21 protein-coding genes are annotated in these 18,454 nt (G+C 68.5%); 16 read left to right on the top strand and 5 right to left on the bottom strand.

What is annotated here, in order from left to right; translation table 11 throughout:
- Positions 1–138 precede the first annotated feature (138 nt).
- Positions 139–990, top strand: coding sequence for a universal stress protein (locus tag ABEA43_RS00105; protein ID WP_345557294.1), 852 nt, complete (start codon positions 139–141; stop codon positions 988–990).
- Positions 991–1,040: 50 nt separating this feature from the next.
- Here the strand turns inward: ABEA43_RS00105 and ABEA43_RS00100 are convergent, their stop codons facing one another.
- Positions 1,041–1,781 (bottom strand): magnesium transporter CorA family protein, encoded by a 741-nt coding sequence (locus ABEA43_RS00100; protein WP_345557292.1) that lies wholly within the window; start codon positions 1,779–1,781, stop codon positions 1,041–1,043.
- A 188-nt stretch (positions 1,782–1,969) separates the two neighbouring features.
- Between ABEA43_RS00100 and ABEA43_RS00095 the strand changes: the two genes are divergently transcribed.
- From ABEA43_RS00095 to ABEA43_RS00085, 3 genes are all read left to right on the top strand, one after another.
- Positions 1,970–2,950 (top strand): Acg family FMN-binding oxidoreductase, encoded by a 981-nt coding sequence (locus ABEA43_RS00095; protein ID WP_345557290.1) that lies wholly within the window; start codon positions 1,970–1,972, stop codon positions 2,948–2,950.
- Positions 2,951–3,060: 110 nt separating this feature from the next.
- Entirely contained in the window at positions 3,061–3,609 is a 549-nt protein-coding gene (locus ABEA43_RS00090) for a hypothetical protein (RefSeq protein ID WP_425570137.1), read from the top strand.
- Between the two features lie 66 nt (positions 3,610–3,675).
- Positions 3,676–5,385 (top strand): sensor histidine kinase, encoded by a 1,710-nt coding sequence (locus tag ABEA43_RS00085; protein WP_345557287.1) that lies wholly within the window; start codon positions 3,676–3,678, stop codon positions 5,383–5,385.
- On the opposite strand, the gene ABEA43_RS00080 is transcribed toward ABEA43_RS00085, so the two are convergent.
- Entirely contained in the window at positions 5,326–5,787 is a 462-nt protein-coding gene (locus ABEA43_RS00080) for a pyridoxamine 5'-phosphate oxidase family protein (RefSeq protein WP_345557285.1), read from the bottom strand. The genes ABEA43_RS00085 and ABEA43_RS00080 overlap by 60 nt on opposite strands.
- Positions 5,788–5,839: 52 nt before the next feature.
- The gene (locus ABEA43_RS00075; RefSeq protein WP_345557283.1) at positions 5,840–6,481 is read right to left on the bottom strand and encodes a response regulator transcription factor; all 642 of its coding nucleotides are present in this window, start codon (positions 6,479–6,481) and stop codon (positions 5,840–5,842) included.
- Between the two features lie 86 nt (positions 6,482–6,567).
- Here ABEA43_RS00075 and ABEA43_RS00070 point away from each other — a divergent pair, with 86 nt between their 5' ends.
- The 5 genes from ABEA43_RS00070 (at position 6,568) to ABEA43_RS00050 (ending at position 13,729) form a co-directional block, all read left to right on the top strand.
- Positions 6,568–8,853 (top strand): phosphoketolase family protein, encoded by a 2,286-nt coding sequence (locus ABEA43_RS00070; protein ID WP_345557281.1) that lies wholly within the window; start codon positions 6,568–6,570, stop codon positions 8,851–8,853.
- A 63-nt stretch (positions 8,854–8,916) separates the two neighbouring features.
- Positions 8,917–9,402, top strand: coding sequence for a CBS domain-containing protein (locus ABEA43_RS00065; RefSeq protein ID WP_345557279.1), 486 nt, complete (start codon positions 8,917–8,919; stop codon positions 9,400–9,402).
- Positions 9,403–9,477: 75 nt separating this feature from the next.
- A complete protein-coding gene (locus tag ABEA43_RS00060; RefSeq protein ID WP_345557277.1) occupies positions 9,478–11,976 on the top strand; it encodes a cation-translocating P-type ATPase in 2,499 nt (832 codons plus the stop codon).
- A 169-nt stretch (positions 11,977–12,145) separates the two neighbouring features.
- On the top strand, positions 12,146–12,988 hold the full coding sequence (locus tag ABEA43_RS00055; protein WP_345557276.1) for a slipin family protein: 843 nt from the start codon (positions 12,146–12,148) through the stop codon (positions 12,986–12,988).
- Between the two features lie 525 nt (positions 12,989–13,513).
- Positions 13,514–13,729 (top strand): hypothetical protein, encoded by a 216-nt coding sequence (locus tag ABEA43_RS00050; RefSeq protein WP_345557274.1) that lies wholly within the window; start codon positions 13,514–13,516, stop codon positions 13,727–13,729.
- A 30-nt stretch (positions 13,730–13,759) separates the two neighbouring features.
- Here ABEA43_RS00050 and ABEA43_RS00045 read toward each other — a convergent pair whose 3' ends face one another.
- Positions 13,760–13,951 (bottom strand): hypothetical protein, encoded by a 192-nt coding sequence (locus ABEA43_RS00045; RefSeq protein WP_345557272.1) that lies wholly within the window; start codon positions 13,949–13,951, stop codon positions 13,760–13,762.
- A gap of 125 nt (positions 13,952–14,076) precedes the next feature.
- Between ABEA43_RS00045 and ABEA43_RS00040 the strand changes: the two genes are divergently transcribed.
- From ABEA43_RS00040 to ABEA43_RS00010, 7 genes are all read left to right on the top strand, one after another.
- Complete coding sequence (locus tag ABEA43_RS00040) at positions 14,077–14,388, top strand: UBP-type zinc finger domain-containing protein (protein WP_345558744.1); 312 nt, start codon at positions 14,077–14,079, stop codon at positions 14,386–14,388.
- Between the two features lie 235 nt (positions 14,389–14,623).
- On the top strand, positions 14,624–14,797 hold the full coding sequence (locus ABEA43_RS00035; protein WP_345557270.1) for a CsbD family protein: 174 nt from the start codon (positions 14,624–14,626) through the stop codon (positions 14,795–14,797).
- A 148-nt stretch (positions 14,798–14,945) separates the two neighbouring features.
- Complete coding sequence (locus ABEA43_RS00030; RefSeq protein WP_345557268.1) at positions 14,946–15,143, top strand: hypothetical protein; 198 nt, start codon at positions 14,946–14,948, stop codon at positions 15,141–15,143.
- A gap of 73 nt (positions 15,144–15,216) precedes the next feature.
- On the top strand, positions 15,217–16,188 hold the full coding sequence (locus tag ABEA43_RS00025; RefSeq protein WP_345557266.1) for a LysR family transcriptional regulator: 972 nt from the start codon (positions 15,217–15,219) through the stop codon (positions 16,186–16,188).
- Between the two features lie 227 nt (positions 16,189–16,415).
- Positions 16,416–16,736 carry a GlsB/YeaQ/YmgE family stress response membrane protein gene (locus tag ABEA43_RS00020; RefSeq protein WP_345557264.1) on the top strand — a complete coding sequence of 107 codons (321 nt, stop codon included), beginning with the start codon at positions 16,416–16,418 and terminating at the stop codon, positions 16,734–16,736.
- 67 nt (positions 16,737–16,803) lie between these two features.
- Positions 16,804–17,112, top strand: coding sequence for a hypothetical protein (locus ABEA43_RS00015; protein WP_345557262.1), 309 nt, complete (start codon positions 16,804–16,806; stop codon positions 17,110–17,112).
- Positions 17,113–17,204: 92 nt separating this feature from the next.
- The gene (locus ABEA43_RS00010) at positions 17,205–17,804 is read left to right on the top strand and encodes a hypothetical protein (protein WP_345557260.1); all 600 of its coding nucleotides are present in this window, start codon (positions 17,205–17,207) and stop codon (positions 17,802–17,804) included.
- 393 nt (positions 17,805–18,197) lie between these two features.
- Here the strand turns inward: ABEA43_RS00010 and ABEA43_RS00005 are convergent.
- Positions 18,198–18,454 (bottom strand): MerR family transcriptional regulator (locus tag ABEA43_RS00005; RefSeq protein ID WP_345557258.1); only part of this gene is annotated, 257 nt, incomplete at its 5' end.

Here is an 18,454-nt window from a genome sequence, read left to right as displayed (position 1 = left end):
CGGGGCGATGACAGGCACGCCTTCAGTGTTCGCCTTGTTCGGATGGTCCGATATGGCCGATGGGCCCGCAGGCTCGGGACCTACGGCCCTGGAAGGAAGTGCGGAAAAGGCGTCGTATGGGAGAAACAAGGAGGAGACATGAGTCATGTCATCGTTGTGGGCGCCGACGGTTCGGCCGGCGGGACTGCGGCCGTGGAGTGGGCAGCCGACGACGCAGCCCGCGCGAAGGCGCCGCTGCGTATCGTCTTCGCTGTGGACCGTGAGCCGTACCAGATCGTGAAGTACCCCATCCCCGACCTGGGCGGCACGTTGAACCGGAGCGCGGAGAAAGTCCTGGACGAGGCGGAGATGACCGCGCGCAAGCGCCTGCCTGACCTCGACATCACCACCGAGGTGAGCCAGGAAGCCCCTGCGGTGATGCTGCGTGCTCAGGCCGAGGATGCCGCTGAGGTCGTGGTGGGCAGCCGGGGGCTGGGCGGCTTCGCCCGAGCCGTCATGGGCTCGGTGAGCATCCACGTGGCCGGTCAGGCGCACGGCCCGGTCGTCGTCGTCCGTTCCAGCCCGGAAACGACCCACGGCGAGATCGTCGTCGGCATCGACGACTCCACGGCCTGCGAGGCCGCGATCGCCTATGCCTTCGAGCAGGCCGGTCTCCGTGCCAGTACCCTGCGCGCCGTCTACGTTTGGCAACTGCCGGTGAACGCATACGTCGCGGAGTTCGGCTACGACCCGGAAAGGGTCAGTGCGCTCCATCGCCAGATCGCGGCAGACAAGCTTCAACCGTGGCGAGAGAAATACCCGCAGGTAACGGTTATCGAGGACGTCTACAGCGCCCATCCGGTCGACGCGCTCACCGATGCCTCGGAGCGGGCCGACCTCGTCATCGTGGGCTCCCACGGGCGCGGCGCCATCGGCTCCGTCGTCCTCGGCTCGGTCAGCCGCGGCGTCCTGCACCACGCCCGCAGCGCGGTGGCGGTCGTCCGGCCGTAGGCGCCGACCGGCAAGGGTCCATCGCGATCGGGCGGTGATCAGCCGCCCGGTCAGATCCAGTTACGCCTGCGGAAGATGGAGTAGAGCGCGGCCGAACTGACCGACATGATGGTCGCGGAGGTCCACACACCGATGGGCTGCCCGGAGCCGGGAAAAGGCAGGTTCTGCCCGTAGAAGCCGGTGATCATGGTGGGGACGGCGATGATGGCGGCCCAGCTGGTGACCTTCTTCATGATGTCGTTGAGGTGATAGCCCTGCATGCTCAGCTGAGCTTCGCGGACGTTGCTCACCAGCTCTCGCAGTGACTCGGTCCACTCGGTGATCCGCATGATGTGGTCGTGGACGTCCTGGAAGTAGGGTGCCATCGCGGCTTCTGCCACGAAGAGGTCGTGACGGAGCAGGCTGTTGACCACCTCACGCATGGGCAGCACGATCCGGCGGAAACGCACCAGGTTCCTTCGTATGTCGAAGGTGTGCCCGTCTACGACGACATCGAGGAGCCCGTGTAAGAGGAAGGCGACTCCGTACCTGGCGAGATCGGGTTTGGAATCCCACCGCCTGACCACCTCGTCGATATCGAAGCGGTCATTCTCCCTGACGGTGACGAGGGCGTTGCGCGTGACGAATGGGAGAGCACAGGTCGAGCCAGACCACGCATGACGGATCGCCGACGTGTCCCTCTCCGCCACGGAAAGATCTTCGGCGCCCAAGTCTCCGCCACGGTACAGCCGCGTGCGGGGGCCGGCAGAGCCTGTCGACTCCTTCGAGGCGGCATTCAGCGTCGAACTCATGGCACATCTCCCTCTGCCATCGGCAGGATCTCCCGCCTGCGCTTTCACAGACAGGGCCGAACGTCACGAATGGTCGCGCCGAAGGCCGGTCCGGAGAAGGGACAAAGCAGGGGCGGCCGGGTCTTTCGGCCCTGTTCTTCCACGTTGGCTGGTGATGGCCTGGGTGTACGTCGAGGAGGTGACGTCTTATGCGCACATCAGAGGATCTGTCGCAGGTGGTGCGGACGGCGGCGGAGGCCGCGATCTGGGCGCCTTCGGTGCACAACACCCAGCCGTGGTCGCTGGCGATCGCGGGAGAAGAGATCAGCCTGCGGGCGGACACCGACCGTAAGTTGAGACAGGCCGACGCGACCGGCCGTCAGATGCTGGTCAGCTGCGGCGCGGCATTGTTCAACATTCGTACCGCGTTGCGCGCGATGGGCTATGAGCCCCTGGTCCGGGTGCTGCCCGATCCGGACAGGCCGTCGCTGCTGGCGACCATCCGCCCGGGAAGCGCTGTCGAGGTGGACGAGGACACCCTGCGGCTGCGCGGCGAGATCGAGCGGCGCCGTACGCACCGGGCGGGTTTCGCCGATCTGCCGGTTCCCGATCGTCTCGTCCAGAGGCTGGTCATGCAGGCGGCGCAGGAGGGGGCCACGCTCACGCCCGTCGGCTCCGCCGAGGCGGAGCAGGTGATCAGCGCCCTGACGAACGTCGCGCAGAGCGTGCAGTCCAAGGACCGGGCGTTCAGCCTGGAGCTGATCCGCTGGGCTCAGCCGCCGGACAGCGGCCGCAAGGACGGGGTGCCCGCGGACGGCTACCCGAGCGAAGGTGGGCGGACCGATCCGCACTTCGCCCAGCGCGACTACGCCCGAGGCCAGGCCTGGGGCACAGGCGACGACCAGAGCGTGGCGAAGTCAACCGGGGTCGTGGCCGTGTTCACCACCCGGGAGGATTCCCGTCCGGCATGGATCGCCGCGGGGCAGGCCATTCAGCGGGTCCTGCTGCATGCCTCCGTCTCCGGTGTCAGCGCGGCCTTCCACACCCAGGCGCTGGAGATGCCTCTCTTGCGCGAATTCCTGCGGCAGGAGATGTTCTCCGGCGCGCACCCCCAGATGATCGTCCGGCTGGGGGTCACGTTCGACGAGAAGAGCGGGATCAGGCGCTCACTCGCCGACGTCCTGGAATGAGGGTCGAAGGTCCCATCGACTCCGGCCCTACGGCCCTGATGGCGGGCCGGGAAAAGCGATCTGCTGGAGATGCGAGAAACCCGTACGGACAGCACTGAGAGGAACTGATGATGGCCATCACCAAAGGGCGCCGGTCCGCTCCCGTCATGAACGCCCCGCGCGCTGGGACGGCGCCCCGGCCCGTCGACTACGTCTGGGCCGCCGCGCGGATCAGCATCGGCTGGATCTTCCTGTGGGCCTTCCTCGACAAGACCTTCGGCTGGGGACTGGCCACGCCGGCCGGCAAGGCCTGGATCTCCGGCGGGAGCCCGACCACCGGCTTCCTCAAGGGGACCGGCGAGAACGCGCTCGGCGCCTTCTTCTCCAGCCTGGCCGCACAGCCCTGGGTCGACTGGTTGTTCATGCTCGGCCTGCTCGGCATCGGGGTCGCCCTGATCCTGGGCGCGGGTATGCGGATCGCCGCGATCACCGGCGCTGTGCTGCTGGTCTTCATGTGGGCCGCCGAACTGCCGCTGGCCAACAACCCGTTCATGGACGAGCACCTCATCTACGCCATCGTCCTGGCCGGCCTGGCCCTGGCAGGTGCGGGCGACACCCTCGGCATCGGCAGGATGTGGGGTCGTACCGCACTGGTGCGCTCCTACCCGGTGCTGAAGTAGCCGCCGGCAGCGACGCCCACCCCTCGAGGGTGGGCGTCGCTGCGCATTGGTGCGAGACTGCCTGCTATGTCCCCCGATGAGCCGCGCCCGCTGATCCCCAACATGCGGCTCGACGAACTGCTGGCAGAGCTCCGCGTCCGGCTCGAGACCGTCCTTGCCACCCGCGACCGTGTGCATGCGCTGCTGGAAGCCGTCGTCCTGGTGGGCAGCGACCTGGATCTGGAGACGGTGCTGCACCGGATCGTGGAGACCGCCACCACCCTGGTCGACGCCGGCTACGGCGCGTTGGGCATGGTGGGGCGAGAGAGCGAACTCATCCAGTTCATCCCCGTGGGGCTGAGCGAGGAGGAGATCGCCGCCATCGAGCACTGGCCGCACGGCCTCGGTCTGCTGGGCCTGCTCATCAAGCAGCCTCAGCCGCTGCGGCTTGCGCGTATCTCCGATCACCCCGAGTCCTACGGCTTCCCGCCCGGCCACCCGCCCATGGGATCGTTCCTCGGGGTACCGCTCCGGGTCCGTGACCAGGTGTTCGGCAACCTCTACCTGACCGAGAAGCGCGGCGGCGCCGAGTTCGACGCCGAAGACGAGGCCGTCGTCATCGCGCTGGCCACCGCCGCCGGCGTGGCGATCGACAACGCCCGCTTGTACGAGGAGAGCAGGCGCAGGGAGACCTGGCTGCAGGCATCCTCGGAGATCACCACCAGCCTGCTGTCCGGGCAGGGCGTCCAGCAGGTACTCACCCAGGTGGCCCGCAGAGCCAGGCAGATGGCCGACGCCGACATCACCGCGATCCTGCTACCCGCCGATGACGGTGACGGCCTACAGGTGATCATCGCGGACGGCCAGGGCGCGGATCGGCTCGTCGGGGCCGCGGCGACGATGACAGGGTCCCTGGCGGGAAGCGTCTACTCCAGTGGTCAGCCCCTCATGGTCACCGATCTGGCCGCGGGCGACTTCCACCGGATGATGGCCGAGCACCTGACCGTGGGCCCGGAAGCAGCCGTTCCGCTGGGCGCGGCAGGATCGCTGCGTGGCGTGCTGTCGCTGGCCAAACACTCGGGCCGAACCCCGTTCAGCCATGCGGAGCTGCACATGCTGCACGCCTTCGCCGGACAGGCCGCCATCGCCATGGAGCTCGCCGAGGCGCGTGAAGACGCCGAACGGCTGATTCTGCTGGAGGACCGCGACCGGATCGCCAAAGACCTGCACGATGTGGTCATCCAGCGGCTGTTCGCGGTCGCGATGACGCTGATGAGCGCGGTCCGCATGGTGCAGCAGCCCGAGGCGTCCAGCCGGGTGCAGCACGCGATCGATGAGCTGGACCAGACCATCAGGCAGATCCGCTCGACCATCTTCGGCCTGCAGACCTCCCACGCCGGCGGCGATCCCGGGCTGCGGGCACGGATCGTGGATCTGGTGCAGGGCGCGCGTGGGCATCTGGGCTTCATGCCCGGCCTGGTGATGGCGGGGCAACTGGACACCCTGGTTTCACCACCTGTTGCCGAGCACCTGCTGGCGGTCCTGCAGGAGGCGCTGTCCAACCTCCTGCGGCACGCGAAAGCCTCCACGGCCGAGGTGGCGGTGGAGCTGACCGGCGGCCGGGTGACGCTCAGCGTGGCCGACAACGGGGTCGGGCTGCCCCGCGACGGCCGGCGCAGCGGCCTGCGCAACCTCCAGGAGCGGGCCGAGCAGCTGGGCGGCTCCTTCGTCGCGGACTCACCATCCGAGCCGTCCGAGGGCGGGACCCGGCTGCGGTGGAGCGTCCCGCTCGGCTAGAGCCGTGCGGCGTCCCGAGATCTCCTCAGCACCCATCACGACGAAGTGATCACGACCGTTCGTGGCCCACGGCGCCAGGGGAAGCTCGGCCAGGTGGGCCATCTCTTCCGGGTCGTGTACGGCTCGCGCCCGTCCGACCACCGTGACCGACCAGCCCGTGCTCATCCGGGCGTCGAAGTCGTCGATCTCGAACGCCACGACGGTATCCTGGGTGGCCGAGGCGAGTTTGGACCCGGCCGTCGTCCGGATGACGATGCTCTCGCCGTGCAGGCAGAAGACGACCGGCTGCACCGCGGGCAGAGCCCGATCGGTGAAGACGATCCGCCCGATCGACGTCGAGGCCAGCAGGTGGAGGCACTGCTCGCGGGAGAGCACCCGCAGTCCGGCTGAATCGAATCTCATACCTCTGAGCCTGCTCGGCCGTCTGGTCTGCCAGGCAGGGCCGAAAGTCACTTCACTGCGGCCGTTCTGCCCTCGTCCGCGCCGAGAGCGCCGCTGCCTGGGTACGGCGTTGCATGCCGAGCTTGGACAGCAGGTTGGAGACGTAGTTCTTGACGGTCTTCTCGGCCAGGTACAGCCGCTCGCCGATCTGCCGGTTGGTCATGCCCTCGCCGATCAGCTCCAGGATGTGGTGCTCCTGCTCCGACAGCGCGGCGAGCGGGTCCTTCCTGGCGCTCTGCTCGCGCAGCCGCTTCAGCATGGCGGTGGTGGTCTGCGGGTCCAGCAACGACTGGCCGGAGGCGACCGTACGGACCGCGCCGACCAGGTCCGAGCCGTGGATCTGCTTGAGCACGTATCCCGCGGCTCCGGCCATCACCGCGTCGAACAGGGCGTCGTCGTCGGCGAAAGAGGTCAGCATCAGGCAGGCCAGCCCCGGCAGCCTGGAGCGGACCTCGCGGCACACCTCCACGCCGTTGCCGTCGGGCAGGCGCACGTCCAGCACGGCGACGTCGGGCTTGAGCGCCGGGATGCGCGCCACCGCGGACTCAGCCGTGCCGGCCTCGCCAACCACCTCGATGTCGTCCTCGGACTCCAGCAGAGCGGCCACGCCCCGCCGTACGACCTCGTGGTCGTCGAGGAGGAAGACTCGAATCATGTTGTCGACGGTAACCGTCTTCCGCCGCTCAGGGTAGGGACCTTGGTCTCTATCCGATCGCCGGGCGAGCGGGGAGCGTGGGCCGCATGGACCGACTTGCGAAGATCGACGCCTACTGGCGGGCCGCGAACTATCTATCGGTGGGCCAGATCTACCTGATGGACAATCCCCTGCTGGCCGAGCCGTTGCGGGCCGAGCACATCAAGCCGCGGTTGCTGGGGCACTGGGGCACGACCCCCGGGCTGAACTTCTGCTTCGCCCATCTCAACCGGGTGATCGTCGAGCGCGACCAGGACATGCTCTACGTCGTGGGTCCCGGGCACGGCGGCCCGGCGGCGGTGGCGCACGCGTGGCTGGAGGGCACCTACTCCGAGATCTACCCCGGCGTGTCCCAGGACGCGGCGGGGATGCGGCGGCTGTTCCACCAGTTCTCCTTCCCCGGCGGCATCCCCAGCCACGTGGCGCCGCAGGTGCCGGGCTCCATCCACGAGGGCGGCGAGCTCGGCTACGCCCTGGCCCACGCCTACGGCGCGGCGTTCGACAACCCGGGCCTGGTCGTGGCCTGTGTGATCGGCGACGGTGAGGCCGAGACCGGTCCGCTGGCGGCGAGCTGGCATTCCAACAAGTTCCTCGATCCGGCTCGCGACGGCGTGGTGCTGCCGATCCTGCACCTCAACGGCTACAAGATCGCCAACCCGACCGTCCTGGCCCGCATCCCCGAGGATGAGCTGCTCAAGCTCATGGAGGGATACGGCCACCGTCCCCACATCGTGGGCCCCGACCACGAGGAGATGGCGAGCACCCTGGACATCGTCTTCGACGAGATCGCCGACGGCGGACGCCCTCCCATGATCATCCTGCGTACCCCGAAAGGCTGGACCGGGCCACGCGAGGTCGACGGCCTGCCCGTCGAGGGCACCTGGCGCTCCCATCAGGTGCCGCTGACCCGGGTCCGCGAAGATGCCGGGCACCTGGCGATGCTGGAGGAGTGGATGCGCTCCTACCGGCCCGAGGAGCTTTTCGACGGCGACGGCCGGCCGGTCGCGGAGATCCGCCAGACCGTCCCGCTCGGCGAGCGCCGGATGAGCGCCAGCCCGCACGCCAACGGCGGCCGGCTCCTGCGTCCGCTGGTGCTGCCCGACTTCCGCGACTACGCAGTGGAGGTCAAGTCCCCAGCCACGCAGTCGACCGAACCCACCCGGGCGCTGGGCGCACTCCTGCGTGACGTCATCACCGCCAACCCGAACACCTTCCGGCTCCTGGGCCCCGACGAAACAGCCTCCAATCGGCTCCAAGCCGTCTTCGAGGCCACCGACCGTACCTGGAACGCCCAGATCCTGGCCACGGACGAGCACCTGGCTCCGGGCGGACGGGTCATGGAGGTGCTCAGCGAGCATCTGTGCCAGGGCTGGCTGGAGGGCTACCTGCTCACCGGCCGGCACGGGCTGTTCAACTGCTACGAAGCCTTCATCCACATCATCGACGCGATGTTCAACCAGCACGCCAAATGGCTGGAGACCTCCCGGCGGATTCCCTGGCGTCGCCCCGTCGCCTCGCTGAACTACCTGCTGTCCTCCCATGTGTGGCGCCAGGACAACAACGGCTTCAGCCACCAGGACCCCGGATTCCTCGACGTCGTGATGAACAAGAAGGCCGAAGTGGTGCGCGTCTACCTGCCGCCGGACGCCAACACCCTGCTCTCCGTCGCCGACCATTGCCTGCGCTCACGTGACTACGTCAACGTCATCGTCGCGGGCAAGCAACCCGTCCTCGATCTGTTCACCGTCAACGAGGCCATCACCCACTGCACCCGCGGCCTGGGCATCGTCGAATGGGCGAGCAACGACACCGGCACCGAACCCGACGTGGTGCTCGCCTGCGCCGGAGACGTTCCCACACTGGAGGTATTGGCTGCGGCCTCGATCCTGCGCGACCACCTGCCCGAGCTGAAAGTCCGGGTCGTCAACGTGGTCGACCTGATGCGGCTGCAACCACCGTCGGAGCACCCGCACGGGATGACCGACACCGCGTACGACGCAATATTCACCACTGACAAGCCGGTCATCTTCAACTTCCACGGCTACCCGTCGCTGATCCACCGCCTCACCTACCGCCGCCACGGCCACGCCCACCTGCACGTGCGCGGCTACAAGGAGGAGGGCACCACGACCACGCCCTTCGACATGACGATGCTCAACGACATCGACCGCTACCACCTGGTGATCGACGTCATCGACCGCGTTCCCGGCCTGCGGGTGAAGCAAGCACAGCTCCGCCTGCGGATGGATGACGCCCGGCGGCGCGCCCGCGCCCACACCCGCGAGCACGGCGAGGACACCCCGGAGATCCGCGACTGGACCTGGCTTCACTAGCCGGCCGGGCTCACGTCCTTGCGACCGCATGCCCTGCCGTCGCACGTCCCGAAGGAGGAACTCATGAGCGTCGAAAAGCTGACCGCCGAACAGGTGATGACCCACATCCTGGTCACCGTCACCCCCGATGAGTCACCGCTGATGGCCTGGGAGCTGATGCGCCGCGCGAGCATCCGTCACCTGCCGGTCGTCGACCGTGACCTGCTGGGCATCCTCACCCGCGACGACCTGGCCGCCGACTGGTCCGGCGGCCCGCAGCAGCAATCCCTCAGACAGGTACGCGACCTGATCGGCCGCCGCAGCACGCCGCGCGCGAACCCCTCCGACCCGCTCCCCAAGGTGGTGGCGGCCATGCTCGACGCGGACTGCGACGCCATACCGGTCATGGCCGAAGGAAAGGCGCTGGTCGGCCTGATCACAGCCACTGACGTGCTCAGAGCGGTCGCCGGCCGCATCACCGGCCGCATCGCCGACCGAGAGGAGCCGGGCGAGGTGCACGGCGGGATGTTCCGCCTCGAACCCGTGCTGCCCTCCGCCCGGCGAAGCTGAGATCGGGACCAAGGTCCCTGCCGAAGGTGTCCTTCGCCCGCAGACCCAGGCGACGTTGGATGATCCGCTGCAGGTATGACCACCACTGCGGACGCCACCTCCGGGCTCACCGAAGATCAGGCGGCCCGACTGATGGCCGAGCACGGCGCGAACGAGCTTCCACAGCCTCGCCCGCCGACCCTGCCCGGCCGCGCCGTGCGGCAACTGGCGGACCCGTTCTCCATCTTGCTGATGATCGCCGGGCTGGTCACCCTGCTGGTCCTGCGCGAGATTCCCGAGGGGGCCGCGATCCTGGCCATCCTGCTGGTCAACGTCATCATCGGCGTCAGCCAGGAGGCCAGAGCCGACCAGGCCGTCCGTGCGCTGCGCACGCTCACCGCACCGATGGCCAAGGTGCGCCGCGACGGCATCACCCGCCGCATCCCGGCGGCCGACGTCGTGCCAGGCGATCTGATCGAGGTAGCGGCCGGGGACCGGATTCCGGCGGACGCCCGAGTGCTCGAAGCCAGCTCACTCGGCCTGGACGAGTCGACACTCACCGGCGAATCCCGCTCGGCCGGCAAGACAGCCGATGGAGCCTCCGGCTCGGAGGTGCTGCTGGGGGACCGCGACGGCGCGCTGTTCTCCGGCACTCTTGTGGTGCGCGGCTCCGGCGTGGCACTGGTCGAACAGACCGGCGCCCGTACCGAGATGGGCCGGATCGCCTCCGCTCTCGAAGGCAGGACCAAAGGCCTGCTGGAGGTGGAGCTGGCACAGGTGTCCCGCAAGATCGGCATGGTGGCGATCGCCGCCGCACTGGTGATGATCGCCCTTGGCCTCACCCGCGTGGTCCGCGGCGAGGCCGCCCTGCTCGACATCATCCTGGCCGGAGTCGCGCTGGCCATCGCCGCCGTGCCCGAGAGCCTGGCCGCCGCCGTGACGACCGCCCGCGCGCTGGGCTCCCAGCGCATGGCCGGGCTCGGCCTCATCGTCCGCCGCCTTTCGGCGATCGAAGCACTCGGCGCCACCACAGTGATCGCCACCGACAAGACCGGCACGCTCACCACCGGCAAGCTCACCGTCGTGGATCACGTGACGATCCCCGAAACCGATCTGTGGCTGGCCGCACTGCGCTGCAACGACGCCCGCGACGGCCTGGGCGACGGCGTCGACGTGGCACTCGCTACCGCGGCCGAGCGGAACGGGATCCGGCTCCCGCCAGGGGAAAGCCGCCTGGCGAGCCGTCCCTTCGACGCCGAGACCCGCTCCATGGCGGTCATCACCGACGGCCCGCTTCTGACCGTCAAGGGCGCGCCCGAAGTGGTGCTCGCCCGCTGCGTCCCGGGCCGGCACACCGATCGGCTGACACAGGCCGTATCCGATCTCGCGGGACGGGGGCTGCGGGTCCTGGCGGTCGCCGAGCAGAACACCGCAGATCTGGACACGAGCCGGTTGCGGCCGGTCGGGCTCCTGGGATTACGCGATGAGATCCGGTCCTCGGCCGGTCAGGCCGTCGCCGACTGCCGAGGCGCCGGCATCCGTGTGGTCATGGTCACCGGTGACCACGCCGACACCGCCCGCGCCGTCGCCGAAGAGGTCGGCATCCACCCCGACCCCGTCATCACCGGCGCGGCGCTCAACGGCCCCGACCGTGCCCAACGGCTACGCGAAGCCGGGGTCATCGCCCGCGTCGACCCGGCCACCAAACTCGACCTGGTCCACGCCCTACGCGAACACGGCGAGATCGTCACCATGACCGGCGACGGCGTCAACGACGCCCCCGCCCTGCGCCACGCCGACGTCGGCGTGGCCATGGCCGGCGACGAAGGCACCGACGTGGCCCGCGAGGCCGCCGCCGTCGTCGTCACCAACGGCGAACTCGGCACCATCGTCACCGGCATCCGCGAAGGCCGCCGCCTCCGCCACAACGTCCACTCCATGATCGGCTACCTCCTCGCCGGGAACCTGGCCGAGATCTTCCTCGTCATCGTCGGCCTGATCGTCTGGCCAGACCTGATCATCCCGCTGCTTCCTGTCCACCTGCTCTGGATCAACCTGGTCCTCGACGGCATCCCCGCCATCGCCCTCGGCATCGACCGCCCTGCCGCCGACCCCCTGGCATCGCCTCCCCGCCGTGACGGACTGCTGGCCCGGCCCGTCCTCCTCCGCATCGCCGCCAGAGCGCTCATCGTCGGCGCGCTGGTCTTCGCCGCTGTGGAGGTCGCCAGACGGCTCGGCTGGAGCGAGGAACAGGTACGCACCCAGGCCGTACTCGCCCTCGTCTTCGCCCGCCTGACCCTGGCCTACGTCGCCCGAGCCCGCCGCTGGACCTTCGAACACGGCTGGTGGCGCGGTCGCGCGGTCCTCATCGCCGTGACCGCCGCCGCCGCACTGCAGGCGCTCGTCACCCTGGTGCCCGCGCTGGGCGCCCTGCTCATCCTCGTGCCCCTGCCACCGATCGGCTGGGCCATGGCTCTGGCCGCCGGGCTGCTCACCCCGATCCTGTGCGACCTGATGCGAAGATTCTCCGGCTCGGCCCCGGAACATTCGACGAACCAACCGCCCCACGATTCTGACCCACCGCCTCACCAATGAAATCCGGTCACGCAAACAAGGGACCTTCGCCTCTACCGCGCCGGCTCGCCCGGCATGAGGCTTGCCACAAGGGTGCCGCCTATCGGCACCCGACTGTGGGCGGTGGTTCTGCCCGTGTCAACGCGGCCGGGCGGATGAAACCCGCCAGCGAGCCGAACGGAGCCAGACCATGAACGGCTGGACCACCACCACGATCATCGTTGCCGCCCTCCTGCTGGTGCTCGCGCTGGCGGTACGGATCGTCAAGCAGTACGAGCAGGGCGTGCTCTTCCGGCTGGGCCGGGTGCAGGGGGTGCGAGAACCTGGACTTCGACTGATCATCCCGGTCGTCGACGTGCTGCGCCGGGTGTCGATGCGGATCGTCACGATGCCCATCCAGTCCCAGGGCATCATCACCCGCGACAACGTCAGCGTCGACGTCTCCGCGGTCGCCTACTTCAAGGTGGTCGACGCGATCAAGTCGGTCGTGGCGATCGAGAACGTCCGCGCCGCCATCGACCAGATCGCCCAGACCACACTGCGCAAGGTCGTCGGCCAGCACACCCTCGATGAGACGCTGTCCGAAACCGACCGCATCAACCTGGACATCCGCCAGATCCTCGACGTCACCACCGTCGAATGGGGAGTGGAAGTGACCCTGGTCGAGCTGAAGGACATCCAACTGCCCGACAGCATGAAACGCGCCATGGCCCGCCAGGCCGAAGCCGAACGCGAAAAGCGAGCAAAGATCATCAACGCCGAGGGCGAGTCCATGGCAGCCGCCGCGCTGGGCGACGCCTCCGACATCATGATGGCCCACCCCCTGGCGTTGCAGCTGCGCAACCTGCAGAGCCTGGTCGAGATCGGCGTCGACAAGAACAGCACCGTCGTCTTCCCCGCTCCGCTGATGACCACCATCGCCGAACTCGGCGCCTTCCTGGCCCGCGAACAAGCCGCCGCCACCACCGCCCTCAAGGGTGGCCCCGTGCCGGTCTCAACCCCCCTGGGTAACGGCGTCACAGACGCCGCCTGAAGCTGCAGCCAGATCTTCGATCCGGCCAGGCTCGGATCGAGGGCGTCACGGTGCCCCGCCCTGGGCCGAGGCGACAGTTCAGTCCATCGGGCGGTATGAGCTGTGATCGGCTCCGCCGATGAGCTTTGCTCGGAACGCCCATATCCGTCTCCGGGTAAGCGGTGTTGACTGACGGTGTCCGGTTACCTGTCTTCAGGCGGGAGGCACTGGGCCGCGGTGCAGGAGCGTTTCGTGAACGAGCCGAGCCCCACACGTTGGGCGGGGCCGGCATGAGCGGAGCAGCCTGGTGCGATGATCTGATCGTCTAGCGGGCTCGATCAGGTGGAAAGCGGCAATCTGCACTAGGTTTATTACCTGCCATGATCACCGGGCCGACGCTGGCGTGGTGATCAGAATGGTTCTACCGGTCGCACAGCCCGGCACGCGGTGGGTACGGCGGGATCGGACCGAATCCGGAGCTCAAGGACGGCACGGTGAATGGCGTTGAATGCTCAACCTCCGTGGCCCTCAGATCCGAACGATGGCGTGGACATGGCCCTGGCCGGCGTCTTGAAGGTGATCGGCACAGCCTCGCGCACTCTCGCCCTTCAGCGCGCGGTGAGCATGGCCTGCCGCGGTGACCGGCAGCGGCTGGCCGGGTGTCTGGAGGCCATGACGCCTGGTCAGCTCGGTGAGGTGGCCGCCGCCGCCCGGTTGCTCGGCGCCGCGGCTGAGCAGGCGCTCGCCAGGAGGGAGCCGTAACGGTCGTGCAGTCTCCCGCCGAACGCGCGATCAGGACGCGTAGTCGCCGCGGACCGGCTGTCGGGTCTGCCCGCCTTCGTTGTCGCAGTCGGCCAGGCCCAGCTCCTGCTCGGCGGTGGCGCCGATGGTGGCGTCGGCGGGGCAACGTTGATAGAGGCGAAGGTCGCCGACACGAGTCCATCCCCAGAGGACGTCGCGGTGCGCCGGCAACGCCGCCGTCATGCTCGCTATCGCTGCTGGTGATGGGGCTTGCTGGGAATGGACGTTTCCGTCGGCTCGCAGATCGCCTTGACTGAGGACCGATCAGTCGGCGCAGCTTGCGTCGCTGTCACGGTGAGGGCGTCGTGATGACCCTGGACGCAGAAGGAATGAACGTGGCCGCGCGTGTCGGCTTGAACGGTCAGGCGCCGCGTTGCGATCACATCGATCTACTCCCGGCTGTGGAGCCCGGGTTACCCGAATGCAAGGAATGCCTGGCCCTCGGCCAGGCATGGACACTATTGCTGGTTTGCCTGACCTGCGGGTGGGTGGCATGCAGCGACGATTCGCCGGGCGGTCACGCCAGGGAGCACTACCGGGAGACCGATCATCCGGTGGTCGCGGCGCTGGCGCCGGAGACGGCCTGGCGCTGGTGTTACGTCCACGGACGGATTGTGTGAGCAACATCTTCCCAGACCCCGGCCCCTGAACCTGATCCGGCGAACGCTCATCGATTTCAGTGATAACCGGCCTCATCATTGCTCGTTTCCCCGGCCACCGGCCCGGGAGGATATTGGGACTCCAAGCCGCCTGAGCGCGGTGGAGCGTCCGCCTGCACGAGGTCATGGCTGACGGGCAGACGGATCAATGGTCTGCCCGTCAGATGGCTGAGCGGGGCGGTGAAGGGAAAACGCGATGAGTATGCGTTGGGAGATCAGCAACAAGCTCCAGGTCCTCAAGGGTTGGGCCAAGCGGTGGTTGGGCCGCGTCACCGGCAACCGCCGCCAGCAGGCCGCGGGCAAGAGCGATCGGGTCGTGGGCACCTTGAAGCAGGCCGGCGGGCGGGTCAAGGACGCATTCAAGCGCTGACCCCTCTTCTGCAGGCCGCCAGACGAGTCCAGATCGCGAACCGGTCCCGCTTCATGCCATCGAACCACAATGAGCCCGTACGACTCGCCGTTCCCTCATCGCCTCCGGCAGTCTCCCGCGCAATGTCGAAAAGACGGAGGTAGAAGCAATGCGTATCGCTTCGATAGTGCTGATCTTGTGGCTGATCGCCGGAGCCTTCGCGGCAGGCCAGCGCAACTACTACACGGGACCGGTGGAGAACTGCAATCAGGTGGCCACCATCGCCGTGACGATCCTGGCAGGCCCGCTCAACTACCTCGGCATGAATCCGAAGATAGCCTGTCAGACGCCCCAGCCGAGCAAGTAGCGCCGAGACCTTCACAACCCCGCGAGGAACCTAGAGTGGAAGACGGCGGCCCGGCACGGAAGGGGTGGCAGGCATGGAGTTACGGCAGTTGCGCTACTTCGTGTCGCTGGCCGAAGAGTTGCATTTCGGCCGGGCCGCGGCCCGCGAGCACATCGTGCAGTCCGCGCTGAGCCAGCAGATCCAGCGGCTGGAGCGCGAACTCGGGGTGCGGCTGCTGGATCGCAGCACCCACCGCGTCGATCTGACCCCGGCGGGCGCGGCCTTCCTCGTCGAGGCGCGCCAGATCCTCGACCACGTGGGCCGGGCGGGGCAGGCCGCACGTAACGCCGTCGCCTCAGCACCGACTCTGCGTGCCGGCATCATCGACGCCGGCTACGACTCCATGCCGCAGATCCTGCGCGAACTCCAGCGCAGCCACCCCGGCATCACGATCCACCAGGTCGAAGCGGGCACCCCCGAGCAGTACCGGCAACTGGCCGACGGCCGCCTGGACATCGCCATCGGACCTACCTCCCAGACCTGGCCAGAGGTGGCATCCAAGCTGATCAGGCTCGATCCGCTCGGCGTGCTGGTGTCCGACGACCACCCCTTCGCCGGCCTGGACGGAGTCCCCGTCGCCGCTCTCGCCGACGAACTGCTGCTGCTCGGCGAGGAAACCCAGACACCCGAGCTCAACCGGTTCGTCATCGCGCTGTGCCGCTCGGCCGGGTTCACGCCCACCATCTACGAGGGAACCGTCGAAAGCACCCGCGCCGCCGCCGACCTCGTACTCCAGAACCGCTGCGTGCACTGCGTCCCCTCCTCCTTCCGCACCTCCAACCGGCCCGGCACCATCTGGCGGCCGCTGATCGAACCCGTCACCCACTACCCCTGGTCACTGCTGTGGCACGACGCCAACCCCTCCCCCCACATCACCGCCGTCATCAACAGCGCCCAGCAACTCGCCGAGCGGCTCGGCTGGCTGGAACCCATCCCCCCGCCCACCCGACCAACGCCCGGCGAAGCTGCTCCGACAGCCGCCAGCCACAGCGACGAGCCTGTCTGACGGGCTGAGTCTCAACGCTGGATGGCGCTACGAGACTTTCACCCTGGTGATCGCTCCTGGAGATGAGTCCTTCCCGGATCACCTGTTTCCGCCCTCTATGGGTGGGTGTTGGCTTGAGTGAACGAGTTCGACCGTCGGCCACCATGCGGCGGACGCCCCCCTGCTTCGACCGGTCCGGAAGACCGATCCTGCGCAGACATCGATGCACCGCCACAAGGAGTTCGGCCATGGGCATCATCGCTTGGATCATTCTCGGACTGGTCGCCGGAGTGGTGGCCAGAATGCTGGTCCCCGGCAAAGACCCACAAGGTTTGATCATCACCTTCGTGCTCGGCATCGCCGGCGCGCTGCTCGGGGGGTTCGTGGCCACCGAGGTGTTCCACGTCTCGGGCATCAAGGGGTTCTTCAACCTGTCCACCTGGGTCTGCGCCATCGCCGGCGCGGCGGGCCTGCTGCTCGCCTACAACCTGATCACCGGCCGACGCACTGGCCGACGAACCGGCCGGCGCACTGGCCGACGAACCGGCCGCTGGGCCGGCCGTCGATGACCCCGCCCAGCACGCCCCGTAACCCGTCCCCGAGCTCACGCGCCTGCCGCGGCGGGGGTGAGGCGTGATGCCCATCGCCGTAGCCATCGCGGTCATCGTCGTCGGTGCCATCCTCACCTTCGCCCTGGCCGACGGCTCGGTGGGCGGCCTCGATCTGCGCATCGTGGGTGTGATTCTGATGCTCGGCGGCGCCGTCGCCCTGCTGCTTCCCCTGCTGCGCACCAGGTCACGCTGGAGCCAGTCGACCGTCCGCAGCCGCCAGGACGTCATCGACGACCGCATCGACGACCGGACGCCGCCCACCCCGGTCGATCCACCCGGCGGCGACGGCAGGCAGGGTGGTATCCGCCGGATCCCGGACGATCGCCGTCTCTAAAGGGGAAGCGTCAAGGCCGTATCGCAGACGTTGCCTTCACCCCCGCGCTGACGAGCCCCGCGCGGAGGCATCGACATCTCCAGGAGGCATACATGGCCACGATGATTTGGACAGCCGTCGCTGTGGCGGTGGTCCTGGCGCTGGCCGTCGGCTACGTCCTGCCGCGCCGCCGCCGGCAACGCCTTCGCCGGCGCTTCGGCCCCGAATACGAACACACCCTGAACGAACAAGACAGTCGCGGCAAGGCCGTACAGGAGCTGCGCGCCCGGGAGAAACGCTTCGCCACCCTCGACATCACACCGCTCACCCCCAGCTCCCGGCAAATCTACGCCCAGCGATGGACCAAGCTGCAGGAGCGGTTCGTGGACGCGCCGGGTCCCGCCGTCACCGAGGCCGGCGAGCTGGTCACGGCCGCCATGGCCGAGCGCGGATACCCCACCGAAGACTTCCGGCAGCAACTGGCGGATCTGTCGGTGGTGCACGGCCGTACCCTGCACCACTACCGCCAGGCCCACGAGATCAGCAGACGCGCCGCGCCGGGCGAGGCCTCCACCGAGGATCTGCGCCAAGCCATGGTGCACTACCGCGCCCTGTTCGAGGAACTCCTCGACAACGGCGACGAGCACCACCCTCAACCCGCCGAAGCCTCCCACGAGCAACCAGCACTCGCCGACGACTCCCGGCAAGGGTGACTCGACATGGACCTCCGCAACGACCGCGCCTCGGCTCGTCTACGCCACCGAATGTGGCGTGAATCGTGACGAGTTCGGGCTGTTGCGGAGGTGCCGCGCCCTTTGCTCTCGTCGGACACGGCGGATCGCCTGGACCGCGGCCCGATCTCGACGGCCTTCCTCAAAGACGGGCTTGCGGCGGGTGCACGAGGAGCCGGCCACCGGCGATCGCGCCCGGTGCACCGTGACGAGTGTGGCCGCGCGGTGGGGATTCCTGCACCAGGGGCGGTTCGCCGCGCTCTGCCGCGCGGTACGGGCAGCCGCCGTTGCAGACACTGCGCATCTCTGGGAGCGCACGTGTCGTTGATGTGCGGTGTGGCCTGGTCCACGCGGTGGGAGACCAGGCCGCCGGTGTCAGGCCCTGGCCGCGCGCTCGCGTTCGTAGGCGGCGTTGATGCGCAGCGCCTCGGCGAGCTGGTCTTCCAGGATGATGATGCGGCAGGCGGATTCTACGGGGGTGCCCTGGTCGACGAGTTCGCGGGCTCTGGCTGCCAGGCGCAGCTGGTAGCGGGAGTAGCGGCGGTGACCGCCGCCTGAGCGTTTCGGCTCGATCAGGTGGGCGGCGCCCAGAGCCCGCAGGAACGTGGCGGTGACGCCGAGCATCTCGGCGG

It is taken from the genome of Nonomuraea rosea, assembly GCF_039539705.1.
GTDB lineage: Bacteria > Actinomycetota > Actinomycetes > Streptosporangiales > Streptosporangiaceae > Nonomuraea > Nonomuraea rosea.
This window is presented reverse-complemented; position numbering and strand designations above follow the sequence as displayed.